Raw genomic sequence first — 24,630 nt, 5'->3', positions numbered from 1 at the left:
CCAATCATATAACATCGCCTTAAGGCAAAATAAAGAACCGGAAAAATCTTCATCAAACTATTAGTCATTAGTCATTAGTCATTAGTCATTAGCAACTCCACGTATTTCAGTCATGTTGCCAGATTTTCCTCTGCCATAACCCAACAATTTTTCCCCTGTTGTTTTGCTTGATACAGTGCGTTATCTGCACTCTCAATTAGATTTATTGATGATAAGCCAGGGCTAGGGGAAAAACAAGCAATACCACAACTAATGGTGACATAATTTTCTACATTGGAAGTACCATGAAATATATTTAAATTACTGACGGCATTCATCATTCTTGTTGCTACTTGAACAGCACCCTCAGAACTGGTACGAGGCAAAATTATGGCAAATTCTTCTCCGCCATACCTAGCAGTAACATCTTGATCTCTATTAATAGATTCATTCAGAGCTTTTGCTACTTTTTTCAGGCATTGATCGCCCATGGGATGACCATAGGTATCGTTATATAATTTAAAATTATCTACATCACATAAAATCAAAGCGATTTGTGTTCTTTCTCTGATAGATTCTCGCCAAAGTTTTTGCAGTGTTAGATCGAAATAATAGCGATTATAAATTTGAGTCAGACTATCTACATTAGCCAAGCGGCTAAGTTCTTGATTTACTTGTTCAAGATTTCTAGTTCTTTCTTCTACTTTTTCTTCCCATCTAGACTCCAAATTTTCGATATTTTGAGCTGAGGTTTGGAGTTTTATGGCCATAAAATTAAATGACTCTGTAAGAATAGCTAGCTCTTTAATTTTGGATTGCTGCTCGATCGTCAATATTTGTTCACTAGATATTGCTTTGGCAACATGAGAAATATAAGTCACCGATTTAATAATCCACTGATTAGCGATCGCACCCAAAAAAATTGCCAAAATTAAAGCCAGAACACTCAGCAATAGAGTTGTATAAGTATTATTACGAATATATTCTATAAAGTCTGACTCTGGAATTACCGTAACTATTAACCAATCCAAACCAGAGTGGCTATCTAGACTAGTAGCTTGCACAAAATGCCGACTATGATCAAATTTAAAAATCACCTGTTGTGGTGAGTTAATCTGTTGAAAATTGTTAAATTCTAACTGTAAAAAATCTGCTGTAGCTTTAATTAGAGGATCTGAACTATCGGAATAATGCAAACGCTCGTTTCCCCAGGTATTTCTTCTTACTAGAGAATTATTAGTCGAAGTTGCTACCATCTTTCCCGATTTCTCAATAATAAAAGCTCTCCCTGAATCGCTAATTTTTAAAGTGGTTAAAAACTTACTAATTTCATCAAGAGTTAAATCGATCGCCATTACTCCTTTAATCTTCTGCGTTTGACGATCTTTAAGCGTAATTGCAGGAGTAATGCCCAAAACGGGAGGATCTGCAAATAGATATATGGGGGACCAAACTAAACTATCTTGGGAGATCGCTGCTTGATACCAAGGTCTTTGTCGAGGATCGTATTTTTGTTGTCCTAAAAAAGTAGTTTTTTGACCCTGTTCATCTAGACGATACAATTGCCAATATGGTGCGGTAGAAGAGTTTCTCATAGCTACTTTAGGAAAGTCTTTCATCTCTATTTCAATAAAGTCTCCTGTTTCACTACCAAAAAAAAGGGTGTTTATTTGAGGGGTAATTTGGGCTTGCTGCCAAAAAACATCCTGTAAATCTTGAAGATCATCTAAGTTTAAACGATTAGATTCGGCTAATATCTGATTAATCTTGAGAAATGTGAGCGGAATATTCAAATAATCGGCTACGTGCTGCTGAGTATGAGATGTTACTTCTCTACTTAAACGCAATGCTAGAGCTTCAACAGTTTTTTGACCATTTTTCCAGGAAAAGTAACCAGTTAAACCAACGACTACGCCAACCTGAAAAATAAGAGAAGCAATTAAAATTTGACGTATAGATAAGTTCGTATTAAAAGCTCTAGTCGCTCTATTCATGTAGAAGAAAATTAGGACACCAACTCGAATAAGTGTCTATAGATTTTACTGGATACTTATGGAACAATATATTTAGTTTTTTTGATTATGTTTTATTCTGCTCGAACTAAATTTCAAATGTAGCAAAAAACCGAGATGATTTGCTTCATCTCGGTTAATAGTCTGTGATATTTATCGATAATTGGAATCAACTCAACTTAAGCAAACCATTCTTCAACAGCTTCTTCCTTCGTATTAGTGTTACGAGAAGGAGTTTGACGCTCAAAATTCATGTGAACCGAGCGGGTTTGCTCACCATCAACAGCTACAGCCTTAATAGGATAGTCAATGATGCCATCCTGGAACGACATTTGGAAACGGAATGTGCCATCGGGATTGAGTTTTATTTGGCGATCGCCAATAGTAACAGTAGCATCAGGCTCAGTTGCACCATAAACAATTAGTTCTGCATCAGCAACTAACCAGAACTTGCGAGGACGAGCTGGAGGGGCACTAGCAGAGAAGCCTGCTCCAGACATATTGATGCCAGAAGCACTAGGTACAGCCCACATTCCCACACCAGAAGGGAAAACATAAGAACTAACTGCTGCCTCAGGAGTTTGTTGCATGGAACCAAACAAAGATCCTGCCATACGCATAGATTCAGTTGACTTAGTCATGCCAAACACAGCGTCATAAAGCTGATCTCCTTGAGCTGCACCAGCCGTAGATTGTCTCTTAGCAGGAGGTACAAGAGTATATAAAGTTTTACCTCTAAGATCATCCTGCCAGTTGACAGTAATAAAGGCATCTTCAATCCAATCGGAAGGGTAGACAGGAGGAATGCTTACAGATGCCGAACGCGCTAATACTAACCAACGACCATCTGCACAGCGATAGCCGATGTCTGCTACATAATCGCGATCGCTAACTGGAATTGGCAAGTACCATTCTCTTGCCATCTCATCACAGAGATATTCTTGAACACTGTGAGGTGCTTGGTGATTAATATCAATATCCGTTACATCATAAATGCGTAATGCTAGCTGTTGCCCACCCTGACGTCGCAATTCTTCTTTGCTGGTATTGGGGACATCCCAGTAAGCATATGCCCACTGTGGGTCACGAGGCATCAACACAATGCGGCTCTCTCCGTAACCGTCGGGAAGTTCTCCTAAATCTTGATCGACAGAAGCAAGGCTTTCTTGGATATTATCTTCCTGACCGACCTCAAATTTGGCAGCATTAATTTTTTGTTCCACTTCTTGTTCCTCCTGGATGGCTGATGGATTTTGAATAAACCTTTCTTGTTCTGTCTTTTTAATTGCTTCTTTAATAGAAGAAAGTAGTTGCGCTTTGCGCATTCGACTATAACGGGATATTTTATATTCGCTAGCAACTTTTCTCAGCTGCCGCAAAGTCATCTCCTCTAACGGTGGGCGTTCTTTTGCCATTTGTTTACAGCCTCCGATTAATTAGACGATGTTTAGCTGCTGGCAGCCATATTAAGACTTAAGAAGCTAGGAAATAAGCTAAAACTTCGTTGGTCTTTCAACCTTAATTTGCGTCTACTTGTTTTTATTTTGTTTTTGTTTATTTAAATGTGGGAAAGGTATTAACCACTTGATTAAGTTATACCAATAAAATCCCGTTCGGGATCAAGAAGTTCGTGCTTAAAATTTTTAAATAACGATTTTACGTGCTTTCAGCTCTTTTAATGTCATAGATCTATGACAATTATCTTGATATACGATTTTTGATCCCCTGACATTGTCATAAATTCATAACATTAAACTAGTTATAGAAAGTGAAACCCCACGAACGAAGGGGAACCATGGGAGTTTCCAGGTGAGTCTGTTCAGGTCGCAGAAAAAAGGTCGTTTCAAATTCGCTCTACTGAATCTGAAAGAGATTTTGGGATTTGAGGAACTACCAGAATTTCTTTCAAGGATTTTTCTGGCTGTTGTTTTTCTTGTTCTATTTGATAAGGCTTTTTAGTTAATCCCAATTTATTCAAGAGATAATAGGTGCCAATACCTAAAATTGCACCAATAGCTAAACCTAAAGCAATTAGTTTAATAAAAATACTCTCGATCTGTTTTTTGCGTGTCGCAATGTTTTTAGCTGATAAATTCGCATCAATGTTATCTAAATTTTTGTTATCTAAATTTTTGTCTGAATTCGGATCTTGAGAATGATCGAGGTTGAAATTATCGTCAGATTCGTACATCGATAGATAAAATCCTAAACTTAAGTTGAACGTTGCCTTAGTTTAACCAAACAATAAAAAAGCACCCACTAAAATGAGTGCCGTACTATTCAACAGTTAGTAGCTGTTGTTAAATTAATTTATTACTGTAAATGACTTCTAAATGACTTATGCTGTACCTTCGGCAACAGGATAAACACTTACTTTTCTCTGCGATCTACTTCTATATTCAAACTTAACTACGCCATGAATCAGAGAATAAATAGTATCGTCTTTACCACGACCAACATTATTACCAGGATATACGCTAGTGCCTCTCTGACGAACTAAAATACTTCCTGCGGTAACTTCTTGACCACCATAACGCTTTACTCCAAGTCGTTTGGAATTAGAATCGCGACCGTTACGAGTACTACCAGTTCCTTTCTTATGAGCCATGTTATTTTTACTCCTTGAATTTTAATGAAAAATCAAATTAATATTTTTTTATTCTTCCTCAGTTGTTGTTGTTACTGCTGTTACTGCTTTTGATTCAGCTTCAGCAGCAGCAACAACAGAACCATTTAGACTGATAGAATCAATCATCAAGCGAGTTAATTCCTGACGATGACCGCGTTTTTTGCGAGTTTTCTTTTTAGGCTGCATCTTATAGACAATTACTTTTTTGCCTCGTCTATGACGCATTACAGTACCTTCTACCGAAGCACCTGCAATAAAAGGACGACCCACAGTTACATCATCGTCATTACTTACCAATAAAACTTTGTCTATGATATAGCTAGAATCTGGTTCGCCAGCTAATAAGTTAATGTCATAAAAGCGACCTGGTTCAACTCTAATTTGTCCGCCGCCTATTTCTACAATTGCGTAAGTCATAAAATTTATTTCTGTTGAGTATTGCCGTAAGGGTAGCCAGGAAAAAAGCTGAAACCAACTGAGATATCAGCCAAAATTATCAAGCTTTAATGTGGCGTTTGTTAAATGTTTTTACCCGCTCCGAGCAAGTCAAGTATTGAATGCCCAATCTCTAATCTTATTCAGCTCTATTAGTTTTGTCAAGATAATTTTGGGGTTAGATCTAACATTTTATTAGCTCTAACCCTTTAATAATTGAACAACGGACAGATTAGTCCGTCGTTTCATGGCGGACTAATCTGTGACTTTAACTCTTTTTCAATTCACTCTCAAACTGACAAATGTGGATTTGTTTGAGCAATTGAATTTAGCTAAGCACCAACAGATTCTTTGGCAGCATACATTACTTCTAAAGTAATTTCCGAAAGATTGCGATCGCGAGCGAATTTTTCGGTGTTACGTTTTACTTTCCCTCTAACAAAACCAGGAATTTTGGCAAGTTCAGCTTTCGCTTCTTTGTTCCAGTTTAAGTCGGAGTCTGCTGATATTCCTTTCGTAATAACTTCTTTCGTATCGTGTCCACCGAAGATTTCCAAAAGATGATCTTCCATTCCTAAAGTAAAAGAGTTATACACCAAATCAGCAATTTGATTAGTTCCTTCATAACCCACAAATGGTTTATAGCCGATCGGGAAATTTTGGATATGAATTGGTGCCGCAATCACACCACAGGGAATATCTAAACGTTTCCCTACATGACGTTCCATTTGTGTACCAAAGATAGCTGCTGGTTCATGACGAGCGATCGCATCACCAATTTCAGCATTATCATCACTGATCAGAACTTCATCACAATATTCACTTACCTGTTCTCTAAACCAGTCAGCATCGTATTTACAGTAAGTTCCAGCCAAAACAACCTGAATTCCCATTTCTCTGGCTAAGATCTTGGTCATCGCTGCGGCATGAGTATTATCTCCAAATACGACTGCCTTTTTACCTGTTAAATTCTGACAGTCAATAGAACGAGAAAACCAAGCAGCCTGAGAAACATAGAGAGTCTGGTTATTAATATATTCTTCGTAGTCAACTTCTGCCCCCTGAGCATTAATTACCTGTTGAATTTTGCGGATACAACGGGCGGTTTCGACTACTCCCATCGGTGATATATCCACATAAGGCATAGAAAATTCAGATTCTAAATATTCTGCTGCCATTCTACCTAGTTCACGATAGGGAACAAGATTAAACCAAGCACGGGGTAAATTTTTGAGATTGTGTACCGAAGCACCTTCAGGAATTACTTCGTTGACTTCAATTCCCAAGTCAGCCATCAACCGTTTTAACTCAGTGCAGTCGTGTTGATTGTGAAAACCTAAGGTGGAAATACCTAGTATATTGACTGATGGTTTGGCAGTTTTGTCTGTTGGTAAGTTTTCTTTTTTTCTGGCTTTGTCAATGTAATATTTAACCACCTGATATAGAGTGCGATCGGCTGCTTGTAATTCGTTATATCGATAGTGATTAACATCAGCCAGCATCACATCTCCTTGAGTATCCATTTCCGCTCGACTAACGAAGTTTTGTAAGTCTTCTTGCAGAATACTGGATGTACAAGTGGGAGTAAGCACGATCAAGTCTGGGTGTTCTTCCTTATCTTTGCGAGTAATGTTATCCACCACTTTTTCTTGCGAACCACGGGCCAAAACATTTCGATCCACTACGCTAGCAGTAACTGGAGTAAAATTTCTCTCTCTCTCTAACATTGAACGCATGACGTTAAAGTAATCATCTCCGAGGGGAGCATGCATAATGGCATGAACATTTTTAAAAGAACTAGCGACCCGTAGAGTTCCGATATGTGCAGGACCAGCATACATCCAGTAAGCTAACTTCATTTGTTTTAATCTCCTAAATTAAATTGATGAAACCGATTCCAAATAAATATTGGGATAGAAAATAGCGGTATGAATACAAAAAACTCTTTCTGATTGTCCCAGAACGAGGTCAGGAAATGCGACTGACTAATTTTCATCAATATCAAGGCACCAAATATTGAGGAAACCCTCTTGAGGACTATGTTTAAGATTAATCTATTTAATCCGATTTTCTGGATTTTAGGGCAATAAATCTTATTAATGTCTATCTTAATTAACAGTTAAAAAATTATTCTTGACTAAATATTTTCCCTACTATGATCGACAAAATGTACAAGTTAGATGTGGATCAGCTTATTTACTTGGTAATTTACAAAATTTAGTCAAGATATGATTCAGCAGGCAATGCTTAGAACAATATTAAGAATGGCATGATTAGAGCAGAGAATATATACTCATAATCTCACCTTGTGTTAGTCTTTATATTAATTCTAAAATTGTGTTTTTGATTTTACATTAGTAAACTTTTGTAACAAAATATGTCGCAAAAGTTGTAGAATTAAGAAAAAGAAGCTCAATAATTACTTTCTTTCGAGAAGGGTTTAGAAGTTATCGATTTATTGGGCATAAATAGTACAACAAGCAACATTAAGGTTTTCCTAAGGAGTCGTTTATCCGATGGACTATATAGAACAATTACTTGACAGATTAAAAGATTTAGCCCAAAAGCTAATTGAAGTCTTACTAGGACCCGAAACTGAAGCAGAGAAAGAAATGATTCCAATTCCAGTTGATGATCGTCAGCATCGTCAGTATCACTAGTTTGCTATTGATCTTCAATATTTAATTTATCTTGTCTAAAACAAGCATATTGGTTTTGCATGGTCCTAATTTAAATTTATTGGGTCTAAGAGAGCCTGAAATATATGGTTCAACAACTCTAGTGCAGATCAATAAGACTCTTAAATCTAATTCTGAAAAGCTGCAAGTTAGTTTATTCTGCTTGCAGTCTAATTGTGAAGGGGAGCTGGTAGATGCAATACATAATGCCAGAAATCAACACCAGGGAATTATTATCAATGCAGGTGCTTACACCCATACAAGTGTTGCTATCCGTGATGCCATTACAGCAGTTCAAATACCTACTGTAGAAGTGCATTTAAGTAATATTTATACTAGAGAAGAGTTTCGACATCATTCTTATATTGCCCCCGTAGCGATTGGTCAAATTAGTGGTTTTGGCGCCGATAGCTATTGTTTGGGGTTGCAGGCTTTGGTTAATTATTTGAAACAAGAGCAAAGTTAAGAAGTGATGTACCTACACTGACCCTTCGGGTACAGATGTAGGCTTCTCCAAATCCCGAAGGACAGAGAGAACTTGCTTCAAGGTACTATTAGTAGTAGATGCGACTATTACTGGATTCCCTTTACGCCGTTTTAAAGTTGGAAACACATCCAGTCCAACCCTCTTGGTATTTATTCCAGCCGAGATGTCTCGGTCTACCAAAAGTTGATATTCTTCATCCCAATATTCTCTGATGCTGCAATCGGTAAAAACAAATTCATCTTTGTACGGCAGCAATTGAGATGTGTATTGTGGATTAACAGGTATTACCAAAGCACCAGCTTTCTCGGCTTTGAACTTCAGTATGTTGAAAAACTGACCAAAGGCAGCATCAGCCCAAGACTTATTTAGTCCTGATTTAGCTGACTGTCCATTAGGTAAAAACTTACCCGTCTCATCAGTTTTAACTTTATTCCTCCGACTCAACCCAGCAAGATTGAGTTGTTCATGAAAGAAAACTTTTTTGCCAGTATTAAGGAGAGCCTGGGCAGTATTGTAGGCATGATCTTTTCTAGCTCTCGCTATTTGCTGATGTAGCTTGGCTTCGCGCTTCGCCAGCTTACGACGAGATTTACTACCTCGTTTTTTTGTAGATTTACGCGCCTGAATCTTGGCTAGTTTGCCTTGAGATTTCCGAAATGACTTAAGACTAGGTAATTTAACGCCTTCGCTCGTAGCCAAATAGTCATTTTCATGAAGAACAGCGTCCATGCCCAATGAGTTATCCCAAGTAGGAGTAATATCGGGCTGGAAATCAGGAACAGAATCGTCTTGTAATCTTAGGTTGATGTACCAACCATCGACTTTCTTGATTACCTGAGCTTGCTTTAATGTTGCACCATCAACCAGTTGTCTATGATGTCGCACCTTGACCATACCTATTTTTGGCAAATTAATATGCAGCCATTTACCACCAACAGAGCAAGAATGAAGCTTTACCCCGCTCATAACCATCGATCTGAAACGTACGCTTGTTTTGAATCTTGGTTTGCCCGAACGCTTACCGTTTTTGTCTCCCGATACGAAACGACTGAAAGCTAGTTTCACCCGTTTGCACACCTCTTGCAGAGTCTGTGAGGGAACAGAATTGAAGTCCAACAATTCACCACTCCAGCCAACAGAAACCAAATCTTTTTTGATTATTGGTAGCTGCTTTTTTTGCCCATAATATTCAGGTTTTTCTTTTAACTGTGGCAAATGACAGATTAATGGGCATCGGTCAGTGTAGCTACGATTCTTCGACCACCAATCAAACCTTTCTCTCAGTTGGCGGTTGTACCAGTACCGACAGATACGAAGCCAGTCATTAAGGACAAGCTTTTGTTCTGTAGTTGGTCTTAGTCGGTACTGGTAGTTGTATAGCAAAATTAGAGTTGTTTATTTTGATACACTGATATTAACATATTTATCTCCACCTATTCATGAAGAAAGATTTTGTATCAAGAGGGCGTTCTGTATCTGATTTAAAAGCTCATTTAGTTTTAACAACCAAATACAGACGTAAAGTTTTGACTGCGCCAATGATAGATAGGCTTCATGAAATCTGGGAATCTTTGTTGGATAAATTTGACGGCAAAATCGTTGAGTTCAACGCAGAGAGTGACCACGCACACTTGCTTTTTCAATACCACCCAGAAATACAATTAAGCAAACTGGTTAATAGCCTTAAAAGTATTTCTAGTCGTAAGCTGAGGCAAGAATTTTTACCAGAACTAGAGAAAACATACTATAAAAAGAAAGTGGTTTGGAATAGTAGCTACTTTCTCGCGTCATGTGGTGGAGTTACTATTTCAACACTGAGAAAATATATAGAAAATCAAGATTCTCCTATAGCTAGTCTATTACTGGCGATTCATCCCACACTCATTGCTGTCGTAATAGAGATGTGGGGCTTCTCGCCAACTAGCTAATTGCCGTTCAAATAGTGAACTTTAAACAGTAGTTAAAATCATTGAATCATTAATAGTGAATTTTTATTTAGGCTGTGCAGTCTGGTCGTACAAAGATTGGGTAGGCAATTTATATCCTCCTCATAGTAAATCTCAGGATTTTTTGAATTTATATAGTCACCGCTTCACTGCTGTGGAAAGCAATAGCACTTTTTATGCTCTACCTTCGGCAGCAACAATTGAGAAATGGATTGAGCAAACTCCTGTTAGCTTTAAATTTTGTCCCAAATTTAGCCGCACAATTACTCATCAAGGCTTATTATCTCCATTTATTCCTGATGCTTTAAATTTTTTATCCAGAATATCTAGCTTTGGCGATCGCTTGGGAACAACTTTTATTCAATTACCTCCTAGCTATGGTCCGGAATACATAGCAGATTTAACCGAATTTTTGCAAGCTTGTAGCCAATCAGGATTATCCTTGGCATTAGAAGTACGCCACCTAAATTGGTTTCAGCAGAATCATAATACTTACCTTAACTCTCTGCTTACTCAATTAAATATAGCTAGAGTTTTGCTCGATACTCGTCCAATTTATGATTGTCCTGATGATCCACAGCTTGGTTCACCGCGCAAAAAACCTCAAGTACCTCTTCAGTCGATAATTACAGGAGACACTGGCTTTATCCGATTTATTAGCCATCCTGACCAAAAATACAACCAGTCTTATCTGGAACAATGGGCTAGTGATATAAATAATTGGCTTGAGCAAGAAAAAACAATCTACTTTTTTGTCCATTGCCCTCAAGAAGTCAACTCTCCTAAGACGGCAAAATATTTTCAAAGTTTGCTAGAACAAAAAAACTTTAGTCTTTCTCGTTTACCTTGGAATATGATTGAACCCTATCCACAACAACTTAGTCTGTTTTGATAAATACCTTATGTAAAGAGAATGAATATAAACTCATTTAGCAAAATATAAATTTTTCATTAAGATTCTAATGATTTAGAGTACAGCATATATAAGCTGACTATCAACCATTCATTTTACCGATTCGTGCCGTAAAGCCCCTGGCTTCAGACATGGGGATATAAGGCACGGCTAGCACTTGCTGGGTTAGTTTATGCTTATATGATAGCATAAGAATATGTTAGTTCTAGAGATGAAGATACAAGCCAAGCCAACTCAATACGATGCGATGGATGAAGCCATCAGAACGGCACAATTCATACGCAACAAAGCATTGCGATATTGGATGGACAATAAAGGAGTAGGAAAATACCAGCTATCGGCATACTGTAAAGTACTAGCTGCTGAATTCCCCTTTGCTCACAAGCTAAATTCAATGGCCAGACAAAGCAGTGCAGATCGAGCCTGGGCTGCAATATCTCGTTTCTATCAAAACTGTAAACATAAAACTCCTGGAAAAAAGGGATTTCCTAAGTTCAAGAAGCATTCTCGCTCGGTCGAGTATAAGACTACAGGTTGGAAGCTTTCTGAAAACAGAAAACAGATAACCTTCACCGATCAGAATAATATCGGTCGGGTCAAGCTCAAAGGTACAAGAGATTTGAATTGGTACGATATCAAACAATTCAAACGAGTACGAATAGTTAGACGTGCTGATGGTTATTATGGTCAGTTTTTAGTCGATGCCGACAACCGAGAAAGAGTAGAACCATCTTATTCTGAAATTGGTTTAGACGTTGGCTTGAACTATTTCTATACCGACGACAAAGGGAATCAGATTGAGAATCCTCGGTTTTATCGAAGAGGTGAAAAAGCACTCAATCGCTTAAACCGAAGCAAGTCTAAAAAGTACGTCAAAAGTAAAAAACCACAGTCTAAGAACTATCACCAAGCGAGAAAAAGATACGCCCTAAAGCATCTTAAGATAAGTAGGCAACGTAAAGACCATGCCGTGAAATTGGCACGGTGCGTAATCACATCTAACGATGTAGTCGCTTATGAAGACTTAAGAATTGGCAAGATGGTAAAAAATCACAATCTTGCCAAGTCGATAACCGACGCTGGCTGGTATCAATTTAGAGTGTGGTTAGAGTACTTTGGCTATAAGTTTGGCAAAGTAACAGTTGCCGTACCACCGCAGTATACTTCTGTTAACTGCTCTGGTTGCGGAGCTAAAGTAACTAAAACTCTCAGCACCAGAACTCATAAGTGTAAGTGTGGCTGTGTTCTCGACCGAGATGAAAATGCAGCTAGAAACATCCTATCTTTAGGATTAAGTACCGTGGGACACACGGGATCTAAAGCTTGGGGAGACGAAACCTCTATCTTGGCTGATGAGAATTTGTCAGGGTAAGTTTTTTCTACGAACCAAGAATCTCCCGCATTCATGCGTGGGGAGTGTCAAGACTCGAACTGAATGTTGCTTAGTAGTTCTTCTAAAGTTGTCTTGAAGGCATTGTTTGGCTGGCAAAGCCTCTATCTTTTTATTTTTATTTCTTGTCTTTAACAAATAACGTTCCAGGAAGTCAAAATGAAGGTAAACAAAAAGCAATAATTTTAACACTTGATTATACTGAATAACCTCAATTTGACTCTAATCCAAGGGACAGTGCTTCATAAAACTTAATAGTAGCCTGACCGAGGAGAGTCAATAGGTTTGCTTAATTAGTAGCTGTTGATACTTTTATAAATAGACCAAAACTACGCCATTTCATCTTAGAATGGTGATTGTGTATTCATAAAGAGCAACTAGACGTTTAATTAGCTCTTTAAATATTACGGCTCGATTTGAATATTGCTTAACGGTTCTATATGGTTGGCTTTAGGAGTGTTGTTTGGCTGACAATGCTCCTGATTTTTTTGCGTTTTTTCAACTAAGATACAGACTAATTGGAAAATCAAGTTCTTGTCTTCCGTAAATATACTAGTTTTTGATGTTAATTTAACCTTTCAAATTTAAATTTTTGCTAACTTGTTCCGTAGTTAAGCGTATTTGGCGGATTCAATTGGGCTTGAGCAGACCTGCAAGCTCAGCAATACTAGTAAGTTCGTAGTTTTCAAATGGTTGATGTATCCAGGGATTATCAGGAAGATAATCAACATAATAGTCTGGTGTTTTTATCGAAGTATTTTTGTACCAAATTACGGCAGTACGAATTTCTGTTATATTTTTACCGTGTTTTGCCTGAAGCCAGTTCAAAGATTTTTGTAAGCTGATCCCAGAGTCCACCAGATCGTCTACGAGTAAAATGCGATCGCCTAGAGGATATATTGTTGACAGATATTGAGAAAATTTGATGCTGCCGCGATCGCGATTGTCTTTTCCTCCGTAGGAAGAAGCCGACAAAATTGCCAAGGGTTTACGATATAGCCGACAAAAAATATCTCCTACTCTTAAGCCTCCCTTGGCGATGCAGACAATTTGATTAAACTGCCAATTAGATTGATAGACCTTGACAGCTAGGGTTTCGATTTTATGATGATATTCTGACCAAGTTACATATAAATCTGTCATAAATAGAGGAACTTAAAAAAATTGCCTACTAACGAGAAGTCTATAGACCGAGAGCAGCTTAACTTTACCACTAAACTTGCCTATGGTTCTGGAGATATGGGACCAGCTATCACGGCTAATATTTTAGTATTTTTCCTGTTATATTTCTTTACTAATGTTGCCGGATTACCTGCGGGTCTTGCAGGTAGTATTTTAGCTATTGGTAAAATTGGCGATGCGATTAACGATCCGATTGCGGGGATTTTAAGCGATCGCACTCGTACTCGATGGGGCAGGCGTATCCCTTGGATGTTGTTTGGGGCAATTCCTTTTGGAATTTTCTTTTTTTTGCAATGGATTGTGCCCCATTTTAGTGACGATCCCGGGACGAATAATTGGTATTTGTTTGCCTATTACGTGGTTATTGCCATTCTATTTAACTTAGCTTATACAGCAGTGAACTTGCCCTACACTGCCCTGACTCCCGAATTAACCCAAGATTATAATGAACGCACCACCCTCAATAGTTTTCGCTTCGCCTTTTCGATTGGTGGCAGTATTTTATCTTTAATATTGGCAACGGTTATTTTTGCAGCTTATCCAGATAATCCCAAACAACAATATTTAGTTTTAGGCGGAGTTAGCACACTGCTATCAATCATCGCTATCTTATGGTGTACTTTTCGGATTCAAGAGCGGGGAGCATCGCCATTATTATCACAACAGGGGAAGAAAATTTTTGGATTTATTTTGGCTGCAGTAGGAGCCTTAGGGCTTGTTTATGGTGTTAGTCAAATATTAAGTGCTTTGGAAAATGAGCAAGCAAGTGTTTTAGGACTAGTCACTATCTTGTTGGGACTACAGTGTATTGGTTTTGGCTTGACTTTGATTTTGGCTAAAACTGAATCTCATTTAAGCAGTCACGAGGCGATTGCCGCCAGGAATAACGCTAATAGTATTCCTAGTATTCCCCTTAAAGAACAGTTGAAAATTGCTTTTGCCAATAAAGCTTTTTTGTACGTTATTGGAATTTACTTATGTTCCTGGTTAGGTGTACAGCTGACCGCTTCGATTTTAATTTATTACGTAGTTAGTTGGATGGGAATGGAAGAAGCTGCTTTTCCCACAGTGGCGATCGCCGTCCAAGGAACAGCCCTGATCATGTTGTTTTTCTGGAAATTTGTTAGCGAAAAAGTAGGGAAAAAAATTGTTTATTATCTGGGAATGTTTGTCTGGATTATTGCCCAAGCCGCCTTGTTTTTAATTCAGCCCGGACAAATTAGTCTGCTCTATACAGGAGCAATTATGGCGGGCTTTGGTGTCTCTGTAGCCTATCTAATTCCTTGGTCAATGATTCCCGATGTTATTGAGTTAGATGAACTCAATACTGGTCAAAGACGGGAGGGAGTCTTTTACAGCTTTATGGTGTTATTACAAAAGCTTGGTCTAGCTTTAGCCTTATTCTTGGTAGGACAAGCCCTAGAATGGTCTGGATTTATCGAGAGACTCCCAGGAGAACCTATTCCTGTTCAACCAGAAAGTGCTTTAATGGCGATTCGGATTGCGATCGCACCTTTACCCACAGTATTTTTAATTATCGGCTTAATTCTGACCTATTATTATCCCATCACCAAAGAAGTTCACGCCAATATACGTTGGCAATTGCAGGAAAGAAAAAATAAACAGGTTAGTTAAGATCGATCTCGCTCTTGGAGTAAATGTTCTGAGTTTTTTCACAGCCTTAAGTAGTTCTAAGTAGAGACGCAAGGTAAAAATCCGCCTAGGATTTAAATAAATATTATTATGATTTAAAATGTGGATTAATTTTGAACAAAGCCTGGGACAAAGGTTAGAACTGAAGGAGCTAAATTCATCACAAAATAGAGCTAAAAACTTGCGTTCCAAGGGAGCAGCAATTGTTCGCGGAGTAGCAGGTTCGGGAAAGTCTTTAATTTTAAGAAATAGAGCAGAAAAATTATTAGAAGATTTTGAGCAGATTTTAGTCTTAACCTACAATCGTTTTATGAATGGTTGGTTAAAATCTCAATTAGAAGCTAGTCAATTTAATAAGGTTGAGTGTAAAACTTTTCATCAGTGGGCATATAAACATTTGAAATATAGTTACGATGATGATATTAGTAAGTTAGTAAAATTAGCTCATAAATCCACTAAAAGATATCAGGCGATATTGATTGATGAAGCGCAAGATTTTCCTGATGAATGGTTTCAAGCTTTACTAGAAGTTTTAGATAGTAGAACTAAAGCCTTATTTATTGTTTACGATAATACTCAATCAGTTTATGGACAACCTCATCGACGTAAATCTGATTGGAGTTGGAAGAGTTTAGGCATTAATATCCCTGGGGGGCGATCGCAAGTATTTGATTTGAATTACCGTAACTCCCCAGAGATTTTGGAACTTGCCTGGAAGTTTATTACCCCTGCCTTAGAAATTGCAGACATAAAAGTTGAAAAACGGCAACGAGATGAAGCGGGCAAAGTTATTTATACCCCCAGTATTGGTAGCATTATTGAACCCAAGAAAAAGCTATCTCGTAGCTCAGGAATTCAACCTTTATTACTAGAAGTCTATTATGAGGATATGCCAGACAAAATTGCTTATCAAATACAACAGGCATTACAAACTCATCCTGAATCTTCTATTGGCATATTACTTCATCCCCAAGCTCAGGATTTAAAACAAGAAATCAGCAAAGAATTAACGACTTTAAATATTGAACATCACGCTCCTGAAACTTCCCGCGATCGCGATGGCAATGTAGTCAGTCAACCTTACGTCATTGTTGATTCTTGGAATGCTTTAAAAGGGGTAGAATTTGATGCCGTAATTATTGCAGGAGTAGATAGCTTATCGGAGTATAAACCAGAAAATGCTGAGATTAGTTTTGAAACCAAGGCAGGTTTATACACCGCAATGACTAGAGCTAAAGATCATTTAGTCATGCTCTATGAAACTAAAGATGTCATTGTCGCAGAAATTGAAGCTGCCTTAAACTCTGCCGATTGCTTAGACAGCGAAACATAAAAATATTAAACGCAATATTTATTTGCTTAACTATAAGTATGATTAAAATTAACGGTGAGTTACTCTATAGACTGCGATTTTTATTTTAAAAATTGCTATAAGTTACTTTAAGGATTAATTAAGAGCAAGAGAAATATGGGTAAGAAGGATTTAAATGGCAAAGCTACTAAATCAAAGAAAGAGAATAAAAAAGAGCAAGATAAATCTAAAAAGCTGAGTAAGAAAGTATACGAGAAAGAATTAGCCAAACTCCAAATAGAGCTAGTCAAATTACAGAGGTGGGTACAACACAAGGGCTTAAAAGTTGTAGCTATCTTTGAAGGCAGAGATGCAGCAGGTAAAGGTGGTGCAATTAAACGCATTAGTGAATGTTTAAATCCCCGTGTCTGTAAGGTCGTGGCTTTAGGGACACCTAGCGATCGCGAAAAAACCCAGTGGTATTTCCAAAGATATGTACCTCATTTACCCGCAGCAGGGGAAATAATTCTGTTTGACCGCAGTTGGTACAACCGTGCAGGGGTAGAGAAAGTAATGGGTTTTTGTACCTATGATGAATATAATGAATTCATGCGTTCTTGTCCCCAGTTTGAAATGATGATCCAGCGATCGGGCATCATTTTAATTAAGTATTGGTTTTCCGTTAGCGATCAAGAACAAGAAAAACGTTTTCAAGATAGGATTAAAAACCCAACAAAACGTTGGAAAATAAGCCCGATGGATTTACAGGCGAGGGAGAAATGGGTAGATTATTCTCGTGCCAAAGATGATATGTTTGCGGCAACTGATATTCCTGAATCCCCTTGGAATGTAGTAGAAGCTGACGATAAGAAGCGAGCAAGACTTAATTGTATCAGTCATCTTTTAAATACAGTTCCTTATAAAGATCTACCCCCCAAAAAAATTGAATTACCTCCTCGACAAAAGGCAATAGACTATGAGCGTCCACCTATTACCACTCAGAAGTTTGTACCAACAGTATATTAGCTTTTATAGCCGTACCAAATTATGTTAGGACGTTAAAAGTGATTGGTTCGTAAGTAATGAGTAATGAGCCTCTGACGAGGTAGGCAACAGGCAACAGGCAAAGTGTTTCGCTTGATAATCCAGCATTGCTTTTATATCGCCGTTTTGGATTTGAACTTGTTGAGCAGCATGACAATTCCTTAACCATGAAAAAAGATCTATAACTCCAATAGATCTAATCCCTCTTCCTTGAGACTATTGACTCCTCACCGCCCTAAAGAGTCGGTGATTCTGGTTTTTAGTTTTTAGTTTTGTCTTACGAAGTTTGCTCAAGCGGGGGAACCCCGCCACCGCAACTTCGCGCTAGTTTTTAGTTCAAATTGACTACTAATTACTAATTACTAATTACTAAAAGAAGTCTTCCTAGAAGAAAGAGGCTTTAAACCCAGAACGATGGTAAAGATGTCTAGCTTATCAAGAGGCAAATAAATTAGATACTGCTTGTGCTATATTTTCTTGTTTAACTAAAGATTCCCCAATTAAAACAGCTTTTGCTCCTGCCTCTTTGACGGTATTTAAATCTTCTGGGGTATGTAAACCAGATTCACTTACCACCAATATGTTGCGTTGTTCTAAGATATCTTGTCTGGCAGCAAAGATATCCTTCGTAGTTTGCAAGCTAACCGAAAAGTCTTCTAAGTTGCGGTTATTAATACCAATTAACTCGACACCATCGATCGCCAGTACTCGGTCTAATTCTTCTAAAGTATGCACTTCAATTAAGGGAATCATGCCCAAGGCTTTAGTGATCTTGACGAAGTAATTTAAGTCTTTGTCTTCCAAGACCGCAGCAATTAGTAATACCGCATCGGCACCTTTGGCGCGGGCAAAATAGATTTGATAGGGATAAATAATAAACTCTTTACACAGAAGGGGTAATTCTACTTCTTGTCTGACTAAACTGAGATTATCAAAACCTCCCTGGAAAAATTTTTCATCCGTTAAGACAGACAGACAACTGGCACCACCTGCTTCATAAGCTTTAGCGATCGCCACTGGGTTAAAGTCGGCTCTAATTACCCCTTTAGAGGGAGACGCTTTTTTAACTTCGGCAATTAAAGCTGGGTTAGTCTTACCGTTGCGTAAGGCAGCTAAAAAATCCTTGGCAGGAGCAACATCTTGTACCTGTTGACGTAATTTTAAAAGAGGCAAGCGATCGCGCATTCGAGTTACTTCGACCTCTTTATGCCATACAATCTCTTCCAAGATATTATTTGGTTCAGTGTTAGGAATTTTTGATTGATATACCACTTCTCCCGTATTGACTTTAGGATTAGGATTTCTGCGTCTAATCTGCATTTTTTAGCTGTTATGTTACTAGAATAATTAACTACCTTGAATCTTAGGCTAGATTGATTTGACTCTCAAGTCTGGCTCAATTGACAATCATCTGAAAAGCCCTTTTAACCACACGACTTAAAAGTCAAAGAAAAAATGAGAAGGTCTTTTTTATTTGTAGTCTGGTAGGTAAATCAATTTTTCTGAAACGTTTTTCTGGTTATGGTTTTATTTTGCCCACCCTACGAAGGTGTTGAAAAGATGCCCAGAAAACCCCGCAACCTACAAACCAATTATTGCTACCATGTTACCGTTCGTTGTAACAACAGAGAATTTAAGCTTATCCGCCATGAATGCCGTGAGGTGTTCTTGTATGCCCTGAAACGAGCCAGAGAGAAGTTTAATTTTAAACTCTATGCTCTCTGTATTATGAGTAATCATGTCCACTACTTACTCGAACCAGCACAGCCAGAGGATTTACCCCGCATTATGCACTGGTTAAATTGGTACACTGCCATGTGTTTTAACCGAATGCTCAATAGAACAGGGCATTTTTGGGAGAAACGATATTATAGTAGTGGCTTTGAGAAGACTGATTACCAAAGGGCATTAAACACTCTGAGATATATTCATGCTAATCCCAAAGCAGCCAAGATGCAGCAGGGCTTTTTCTATGATTTTTCTAACTATGGTATCCATGACAGGTTGAGTGATGATGGTTTAACACAATGGCATCCTGCTTTCTTATCTTTAGGCAAGTCTCTGGATGAATGCGCTAAAAAGTATAGAGGATTCTGTAAGAAATATAAGCCCAAACCCAAGCCAGAAACTCGCTATCACTGGGGAAACAAGTTGTTGCCTAAAGTGCTGAGTGCACGGGAGAGGAAAAAGCGTGTACCTGGACAGATGAGTCTACCTTTTTGGGACGAATGGGAAGCGAGTAATGAGGAGATAAGGGAAGTAGCAGAAATGTTTGTGATAGCAAATTGCTATGACCCGAAAGTAGCAGCCCAATTTTTAAAAAACTAATTTTGCTCACCCTTTTTGATTACCCCCGAACACAAAGTGCCAGGTATTGATTTAGGAAAAAGCCTATGAACTCGTAGAAAAGTACAAAAAAATAAGGTTGACAAAATTCCTAACCAGCCTATATCTTATAGGTTAAGTCTTGATGCGAGAGAAGAGACATTTGTCATCACATTCCTGTCTGTTTCCCGGGTATAAGAAAGGGCGGGTAAATTGCCATCTTGTGATTCCATTGAAAAGGGCAATGAATTGTACTCCTTCCAGCTTTTTTTTTCGATGTTATACCATTCTACCTGTTTGCCGAATTTTTTTTCCATCTCATAGTCGGGATTTGGGTTTCCTCCCACACCTTCCCATATTCGCTTTTGTATACTGAATCCAAACTTTCCTTTACTGTGATTAACCCAGAGTTGGTCAATCTCGTTGAGGATTTTACTGGGAAAGTTTTTCCATAGCTCTGTCCAATCTTTGAAGTCTTGCTGCACCATCACTACATAAAAAAGCCAGGCGGTTTCCTCATCAGCTTTTCTCCAGTCTCCTTGGCTTAAATAATTCTCTAGTTGACTTGTTCTCTTCTCTTTTGGTAATTCATCTTTCGATCGTCTCAGTTCTGCTTCAAATGCTCCATCTGCTTTATAGTTATATTGAACTGCCAACATTTTAGAGAATCCCTGTCTAAATCGTTCTGGATTATTTTTATCCGCAAATAATAACCTGAAAATCTCCCGCCATTTTTCCTCACTTCTATTTTCTTCATTCCCCCATAGCTCGTGTAATTTATCATGAGCCTTGCGGGAGAGAGAATAGACTTCTGGTGCTTCAGGTAGTCTGATATGGGTAATAATATGGGGCAAAATTCGAGAGACGCGATAGACTCGATCTTCTTCTCTTGGTTCGGGACTGACTTCTATTAGTCCTAACTTAATAGCTTGATTTAACTGTTCTTTGGAATCAGAAACTGCTTCTAATGCTTCTTTAGGTACAGGAATTTCAAATACTAAGCACCGACTGACTATTTTCTCAATAGAAGAGTCGATTTTTAATTTAGGAGCGTCTTCTGTTACCCAAATAACTTTTTCCTTCCAACCTTCAGAACTAGCTTCCAATTCACTGAGTTCTGAATCTGCATTTTCCTTTGATAGAACATCATCATTTAACCATTCCAACAAGCGAGGATTCCCATCTGCCAGTTTTAAAGCTCTTTCAACGATTAATTTCTTCTTATTATCATTCTCATCAAATTCAAAATTTGGTAATTGCTTTAGCTTCTTTTGTAAATCAGCTTTACGTAAGCCTTCTAACGGTTGCTTGTAGAAGTTTTTTAATAAATCCGATTTAAAATCATAACGACAGGTAATAATAATAAGGTGTTCAGTAATACTCTCTTGATTTTTGACCGCCCATACTACATCACTCAACACTTGGGCAACATCAGGTTTAAGAATATACCCTTCATCACGAGGTTCTAAATTCCACTCAAAGTCATCAAATACCAGCAAAAACTTTTGGTTCGAGTTTTTAAATAAACTTTTCAATCGATATTTGAGTTTTTCGTTGTTGTTTATGAGTGCTGCTCGTTTTTCTGAATTCTCAATCTCCCCTTTTATCTGAGCGACTAACTTAAATTCATCAATTTGTCGCCACCAAACAATTTTTGTATGTTCGGGTAATCGATCTAGCAGTCGAGAAGCGATGGTACTTTTTCCCAATCCTCCCATGCTATGAATTAAAACCCCAATCTTGCCTTCTGGCGGAAGCTTCTTTAATTCCCGTAGACAGTTTTGTAACTGGCGACGACGACTAATAAAACTCTCACGGCTAGCAACTCTAACTTCTCCTTCAGAATCTAAAAACTCAGTAGTAACAGAAGGGATAGGTGCAAGTTTGCGTCCTTCTGTGTTGTAACTTGTAACTAATGCACCTGGTAGTTTTTTAGCAACATACAATCGCAACAAATGCCACTTTCGCTTTTTTTCAATTAGTTCTTGGTAGGTTTTGGCAATTGCTTCTGGGAGTGTATCTCCTGCTGATAAGCTACTGTATAAAATTGCTGCTGCTTCCGTAGCATCCAAATCTGGAACATTATCACCCCAACTTAAAACGGCAGTTGCACCTTTTTTTAATAGTACTTCTGCCATTGAAGAAAGCCTACCTTCGTCCCAATGATATCCAGTCCGACAGCCTGAAAGGAAAATTATCTTTGGTGTTTTTTGGGGTGACAGTTTTTTAACAATGTCGTTTGCACTGCTGTATTCAGGCTCTCCTAATTCTGTTTCAGTGATGAAACAATGTTTTTCATTTTTAAAAGTTGCATGACCCACTAGGTGGAAGATATCAAAATGTCCTTTTTCATAGGTTTGCACTAAATAACCCAATTCTTTTAGACAACCGCTTTCTTCGACTTTCAAAGACAAAGGTATGCGTTTCGTTGCTTCTAAAATCTGCCCTTCCTCTGCCTCAAAATCTAACACTGGTTTTATTCCCAAGGGGGACGTTGCCATAAACAAGAGGTTCAGTGCTCGATTTTTTTTCTGCTCATCCCAGGTTAATTTTCTACTACTATTATTTCTCCACCTTACTGGAATAATGGTGCGTTCTACTAAAAAATCATCTCCATTGTGCAGCGGCGCGATCGTCTTTTTCTGTTGTTTATCACTTATACAAATTACCAACCAAACAACTAAAATCAGGTAAAAGAGGAGATTCTATTACATCATTTTCTAACAGAGTAGTTACTAAAACTAATCTAGTATTTTCTCGACGATAGATACTAACTTGTTTGTTAAATCTGTCACAAATCCAATATTCCCTAACTCCGTGTAGAGAATAGAGTTTTAATTTAGCTTCTTTATCTCTAGTTTCGTTATTTTTCCCAAGAGATAATACTTCAATTACTAACTCTGGTGCGCCTAATAAATGTCCTGCTTCATCTTCTATATTGGCTAGCTTTTCTTTGCTTAACCAAACCACATCGGGAATTACACTATCAAAATCGGAAAATATTACCCCTGGTGCGATTATAGTTTCTCCCAAACCACTGTTTTCCGACCAAACATCCAGATAGCGAAATAATTTACCACAAATTCTTTGGTGCAAGCGATGGGGCGATCTGGTCACAAACAACTCTCCATCGATAATCTCATAATTAACCGATTCATTTTGAGGAAGAAATGGTATGTCCCGAATTGTCCAAGCTATTTTTTCTCTGAGTTTGGTCATTGAAAATTTCTGAATGGGCGAATAGAGCCTTAACCTCTTTTATCATATCTAATAGGAGAAAGTGCAACATCAGTTTGTATCGCGATCGCCCTTATGCTTTCCTTTTGTCTCGTCGATTTAAAATTGCCTCAATCGGCAAACTGCTGTATACAAAAGAAGTTAACAAACTACATTTGTTGATTTGTTGAAAGCTTAATAATAGTAATCCAATCTTGATATTGAGGGGCTTTATTTTCTGTAGCTGCCGTAAATTGTTTTTTAAGTTGATTAGTAATGGTTTTGTTGTCTGGAAGCCGATAATTTTCAATACGGTTAACTGAGGTTATTTTTAGTGCTGTGCCGCATACAAAAACCTCATCTGCAATTAATAGCTCAGATTTATCTACTGCTCTTGCTTCGGTTTTGATGCCCAAATCTTGAGCAATGCTCATAATACTATCTCTGGTAATTCCTTCCAGGATATCTTGATTACAGCTGGGGGTAATAAGGGTTTCATTTCTGACTATAAAAATATTTGCAGCAGAAGCTTCCGCCACTTTACCTTGAGAATTGAGTAAAATTGCTTCGTCAAAGCCAGACTCGACGGCTTCAGTCTTAGCCAGAGCAGATGTAATATAAGAAGCACTAGTTTTACCTTTGAGAGGACAGCTGCGATCTTCCTGTCGATACCAGGAGCTAAATCTACAGCTAATACCTTCAGGATATAAGTCATCCGCTATGGCTAAACCATAAACTAAAAAATCCTGCTCAATCTGATGCAATCTAGGAGCAATACCTAAGCTAGAGGTATAAACTAGCGGTCTGAGATAAAAAGAAGTTTGGGGACGGTTTTTAAGGACAAAATCGGTAATGATATGTTCAATTTTATCTGCTGGCAAATCGTAATTCAGATATTTGGCACTGTTACTCAATCTTTGGCAATGACGGTCTAATCTAAATAAAAGAATTTCTGATGGATTTTGAGGATTGAGAACACCTCGTAATCCTCCTAAAGCCGCGGTTCCATAATGTAAAGCATGGGTGGCAATCGAAACTTGAGCTTTCTCTATGGAAATAAATTGATTTTGAAAATATGCTAAAGGTAAAAAATTTTTCATGGTGATTTTCAAAGTTGGGAGTATTTTTGGTCTAGCCAGAATCTGACTTCTTGTTCCGAGGCGAAACTGCTATGCTGTCTGGTTTGAGGATCGTAAACCTGAAAATACTTGTTACCATGGCGATCGCTTTTAGTCAGAATTTTGGGTTGATAGCTATCAAAAGCTAAATTTGTAAGGGAACTGACAATAACTGTGAAGCAATTTTTCCAGGAATTAATAACTTGAGTTGGAACAATTAATTTCATAGTGGACGCTTATAATTATTGCTACTCCTTAATTATTGAAGATTTAACTTTTGGTTTACAGAGGCAGTTTAACTAAATTGTTATCATGACAGTCACAAACAGCAA

Annotated in this window: 22 protein-coding genes; 9 read left to right on the top strand and 13 right to left on the bottom strand. The window is 37.9% G+C overall.

What is annotated here, in order from left to right; translation table 11 throughout:
* Positions 1 to 110: 110 nt before the first annotated feature.
* The 6 genes from PLEUR7319_RS36245 to bchB all read right to left on the bottom strand — a co-directional run bounded on the left by PLEUR7319_RS36245 (position 111) and on the right by bchB (position 6,914).
* Positions 111 to 1,973 carry a diguanylate cyclase gene (locus tag PLEUR7319_RS36245; protein WP_019507180.1) on the bottom strand — a complete coding sequence of 621 codons (1,863 nt, stop codon included), beginning with the start codon at positions 1,971 to 1,973 and terminating at the stop codon, positions 111 to 113.
* A gap of 197 nt (positions 1,974 to 2,170) precedes the next feature.
* Entirely contained in the window at positions 2,171 to 3,406 is a 1,236-nt protein-coding gene (locus PLEUR7319_RS0120890; protein WP_019507179.1) for a DUF4912 domain-containing protein, read from the bottom strand.
* A 428-nt stretch (positions 3,407 to 3,834) separates the two neighbouring features.
* A complete protein-coding gene (locus PLEUR7319_RS0120885) occupies positions 3,835 to 4,182 on the bottom strand; it encodes a hypothetical protein (protein ID WP_019507178.1) in 348 nt (115 codons plus the stop codon).
* Between the two features lie 147 nt (positions 4,183 to 4,329).
* Positions 4,330 to 4,599, bottom strand: a complete 270-nt coding sequence (rpmA, locus tag PLEUR7319_RS0120880) for a 50S ribosomal protein L27 (protein ID WP_019507177.1) — start codon at positions 4,597 to 4,599, stop codon at positions 4,330 to 4,332.
* A gap of 48 nt (positions 4,600 to 4,647) precedes the next feature.
* The gene (gene rplU, locus PLEUR7319_RS0120875; RefSeq protein ID WP_019507176.1) at positions 4,648 to 5,037 is read right to left on the bottom strand and encodes a 50S ribosomal protein L21; all 390 of its coding nucleotides are present in this window, start codon (positions 5,035 to 5,037) and stop codon (positions 4,648 to 4,650) included.
* A gap of 350 nt (positions 5,038 to 5,387) precedes the next feature.
* Complete coding sequence (bchB, locus tag PLEUR7319_RS0120870) at positions 5,388 to 6,914, bottom strand: ferredoxin:protochlorophyllide reductase (ATP-dependent) subunit B (RefSeq protein ID WP_019507175.1); 1,527 nt, start codon at positions 6,912 to 6,914, stop codon at positions 5,388 to 5,390.
* A 657-nt stretch (positions 6,915 to 7,571) separates the two neighbouring features.
* Here bchB and PLEUR7319_RS41670 point away from each other — a divergent pair.
* Together PLEUR7319_RS41670 and aroQ are read left to right on the top strand one after the other, a co-directional pair.
* Positions 7,572 to 7,715, top strand: coding sequence for a hypothetical protein (locus tag PLEUR7319_RS41670; RefSeq protein ID WP_019507174.1), 144 nt, complete (start codon positions 7,572 to 7,574; stop codon positions 7,713 to 7,715).
* Positions 7,716 to 7,746: 31 nt separating this feature from the next.
* The gene (gene aroQ, locus PLEUR7319_RS0120860; RefSeq protein ID WP_026102675.1) at positions 7,747 to 8,199 is read left to right on the top strand and encodes a type II 3-dehydroquinate dehydratase; all 453 of its coding nucleotides are present in this window, start codon (positions 7,747 to 7,749) and stop codon (positions 8,197 to 8,199) included.
* 12 nt (positions 8,200 to 8,211) lie between these two features.
* Here the strand turns inward: aroQ and PLEUR7319_RS0120855 are convergent, their stop codons facing one another.
* Positions 8,212 to 9,603, bottom strand: coding sequence for an RNA-guided endonuclease TnpB family protein (locus PLEUR7319_RS0120855; RefSeq protein ID WP_026102398.1), 1,392 nt, complete (start codon positions 9,601 to 9,603; stop codon positions 8,212 to 8,214).
* Positions 9,604 to 9,659: 56 nt separating this feature from the next.
* On the opposite strand from PLEUR7319_RS0120855, the gene tnpA reads away from it, so the two are divergent.
* The 3 genes from tnpA (at position 9,660) to PLEUR7319_RS0120840 (ending at position 12,451) form a co-directional block, all read left to right on the top strand.
* Positions 9,660 to 10,148 (top strand): IS200/IS605 family transposase, encoded by a 489-nt coding sequence (tnpA, locus tag PLEUR7319_RS0120850; protein ID WP_019504823.1) that lies wholly within the window; start codon positions 9,660 to 9,662, stop codon positions 10,146 to 10,148.
* A 55-nt stretch (positions 10,149 to 10,203) separates the two neighbouring features.
* Positions 10,204 to 11,058, top strand: coding sequence for a DUF72 domain-containing protein (locus PLEUR7319_RS0120845; protein WP_019507172.1), 855 nt, complete (start codon positions 10,204 to 10,206; stop codon positions 11,056 to 11,058).
* 217 nt (positions 11,059 to 11,275) lie between these two features.
* A complete protein-coding gene (locus tag PLEUR7319_RS0120840; protein WP_019507171.1) occupies positions 11,276 to 12,451 on the top strand; it encodes an RNA-guided endonuclease TnpB family protein in 1,176 nt (391 codons plus the stop codon).
* A 648-nt stretch (positions 12,452 to 13,099) separates the two neighbouring features.
* On the opposite strand, the gene PLEUR7319_RS0120835 is transcribed toward PLEUR7319_RS0120840, so the two are convergent.
* Entirely contained in the window at positions 13,100 to 13,612 is a 513-nt protein-coding gene (locus PLEUR7319_RS0120835) for a phosphoribosyltransferase (RefSeq protein WP_019507170.1), read from the bottom strand.
* A gap of 96 nt (positions 13,613 to 13,708) precedes the next feature.
* Here PLEUR7319_RS0120835 and PLEUR7319_RS0120830 point away from each other — a divergent pair, with 96 nt between their 5' ends.
* The 3 genes from PLEUR7319_RS0120830 to ppk2 all read left to right on the top strand — a co-directional run bounded on the left by PLEUR7319_RS0120830 (position 13,709) and on the right by ppk2 (position 17,621).
* Entirely contained in the window at positions 13,709 to 15,286 is a 1,578-nt protein-coding gene (locus PLEUR7319_RS0120830) for an MFS transporter (protein WP_371265400.1), read from the top strand.
* A gap of 118 nt (positions 15,287 to 15,404) precedes the next feature.
* Positions 15,405 to 16,637 (top strand): UvrD-helicase domain-containing protein, encoded by a 1,233-nt coding sequence (locus tag PLEUR7319_RS0120825; RefSeq protein ID WP_019507168.1) that lies wholly within the window; start codon positions 15,405 to 15,407, stop codon positions 16,635 to 16,637.
* A gap of 135 nt (positions 16,638 to 16,772) precedes the next feature.
* Entirely contained in the window at positions 16,773 to 17,621 is an 849-nt protein-coding gene (gene ppk2 / locus PLEUR7319_RS0120820; protein ID WP_019507167.1) for a polyphosphate kinase 2, read from the top strand.
* Between the two features lie 453 nt (positions 17,622 to 18,074).
* On the opposite strand, the gene trpC is transcribed toward ppk2, so the two are convergent.
* Positions 18,075 to 18,959: an indole-3-glycerol phosphate synthase TrpC gene (trpC, locus tag PLEUR7319_RS0120815; protein ID WP_019507166.1), complete on the bottom strand. Its 885-nt coding sequence runs from the start codon at positions 18,957 to 18,959 to the stop codon at positions 18,075 to 18,077.
* 240 nt (positions 18,960 to 19,199) lie between these two features.
* Between trpC and PLEUR7319_RS0120810 the strand changes: the two genes are divergently transcribed.
* Entirely contained in the window at positions 19,200 to 19,967 is a 768-nt protein-coding gene (locus PLEUR7319_RS0120810; protein ID WP_026102674.1) for a transposase, read from the top strand.
* Between the two features lie 125 nt (positions 19,968 to 20,092).
* Here PLEUR7319_RS0120810 and PLEUR7319_RS36240 read toward each other — a convergent pair whose 3' ends face one another.
* From PLEUR7319_RS36240 to PLEUR7319_RS36235, 4 genes are all read right to left on the bottom strand, one after another.
* Positions 20,093 to 22,636 carry a GUN4 domain-containing protein gene (locus tag PLEUR7319_RS36240; RefSeq protein ID WP_202804258.1) on the bottom strand — a complete coding sequence of 848 codons (2,544 nt, stop codon included), beginning with the start codon at positions 22,634 to 22,636 and terminating at the stop codon, positions 20,093 to 20,095.
* The gene (locus PLEUR7319_RS0120800) at positions 22,617 to 23,183 is read right to left on the bottom strand and encodes a Uma2 family endonuclease (protein WP_019507162.1); all 567 of its coding nucleotides are present in this window, start codon (positions 23,181 to 23,183) and stop codon (positions 22,617 to 22,619) included. The genes PLEUR7319_RS36240 and PLEUR7319_RS0120800 overlap by 20 nt, the downstream gene beginning before the upstream one ends.
* A gap of 167 nt (positions 23,184 to 23,350) precedes the next feature.
* The gene (locus PLEUR7319_RS0120795; RefSeq protein ID WP_019507161.1) at positions 23,351 to 24,280 is read right to left on the bottom strand and encodes a branched-chain amino acid transaminase; all 930 of its coding nucleotides are present in this window, start codon (positions 24,278 to 24,280) and stop codon (positions 23,351 to 23,353) included.
* 8 nt (positions 24,281 to 24,288) lie between these two features.
* Positions 24,289 to 24,525: a hypothetical protein gene (locus tag PLEUR7319_RS36235; protein ID WP_019507160.1), complete on the bottom strand. Its 237-nt coding sequence runs from the start codon at positions 24,523 to 24,525 to the stop codon at positions 24,289 to 24,291.
* Positions 24,526 to 24,630 lie beyond the last annotated feature (105 nt).

The sequence above is a fragment of the Pleurocapsa sp. PCC 7319 genome (assembly GCF_000332195.1).
GTDB lineage: Bacteria > Cyanobacteriota > Cyanobacteriia > Cyanobacteriales > Xenococcaceae > Waterburya.
Note: the sequence above shows the minus strand (reverse complement) of the source record. Positions and strands in the feature narration are given on the sequence as shown.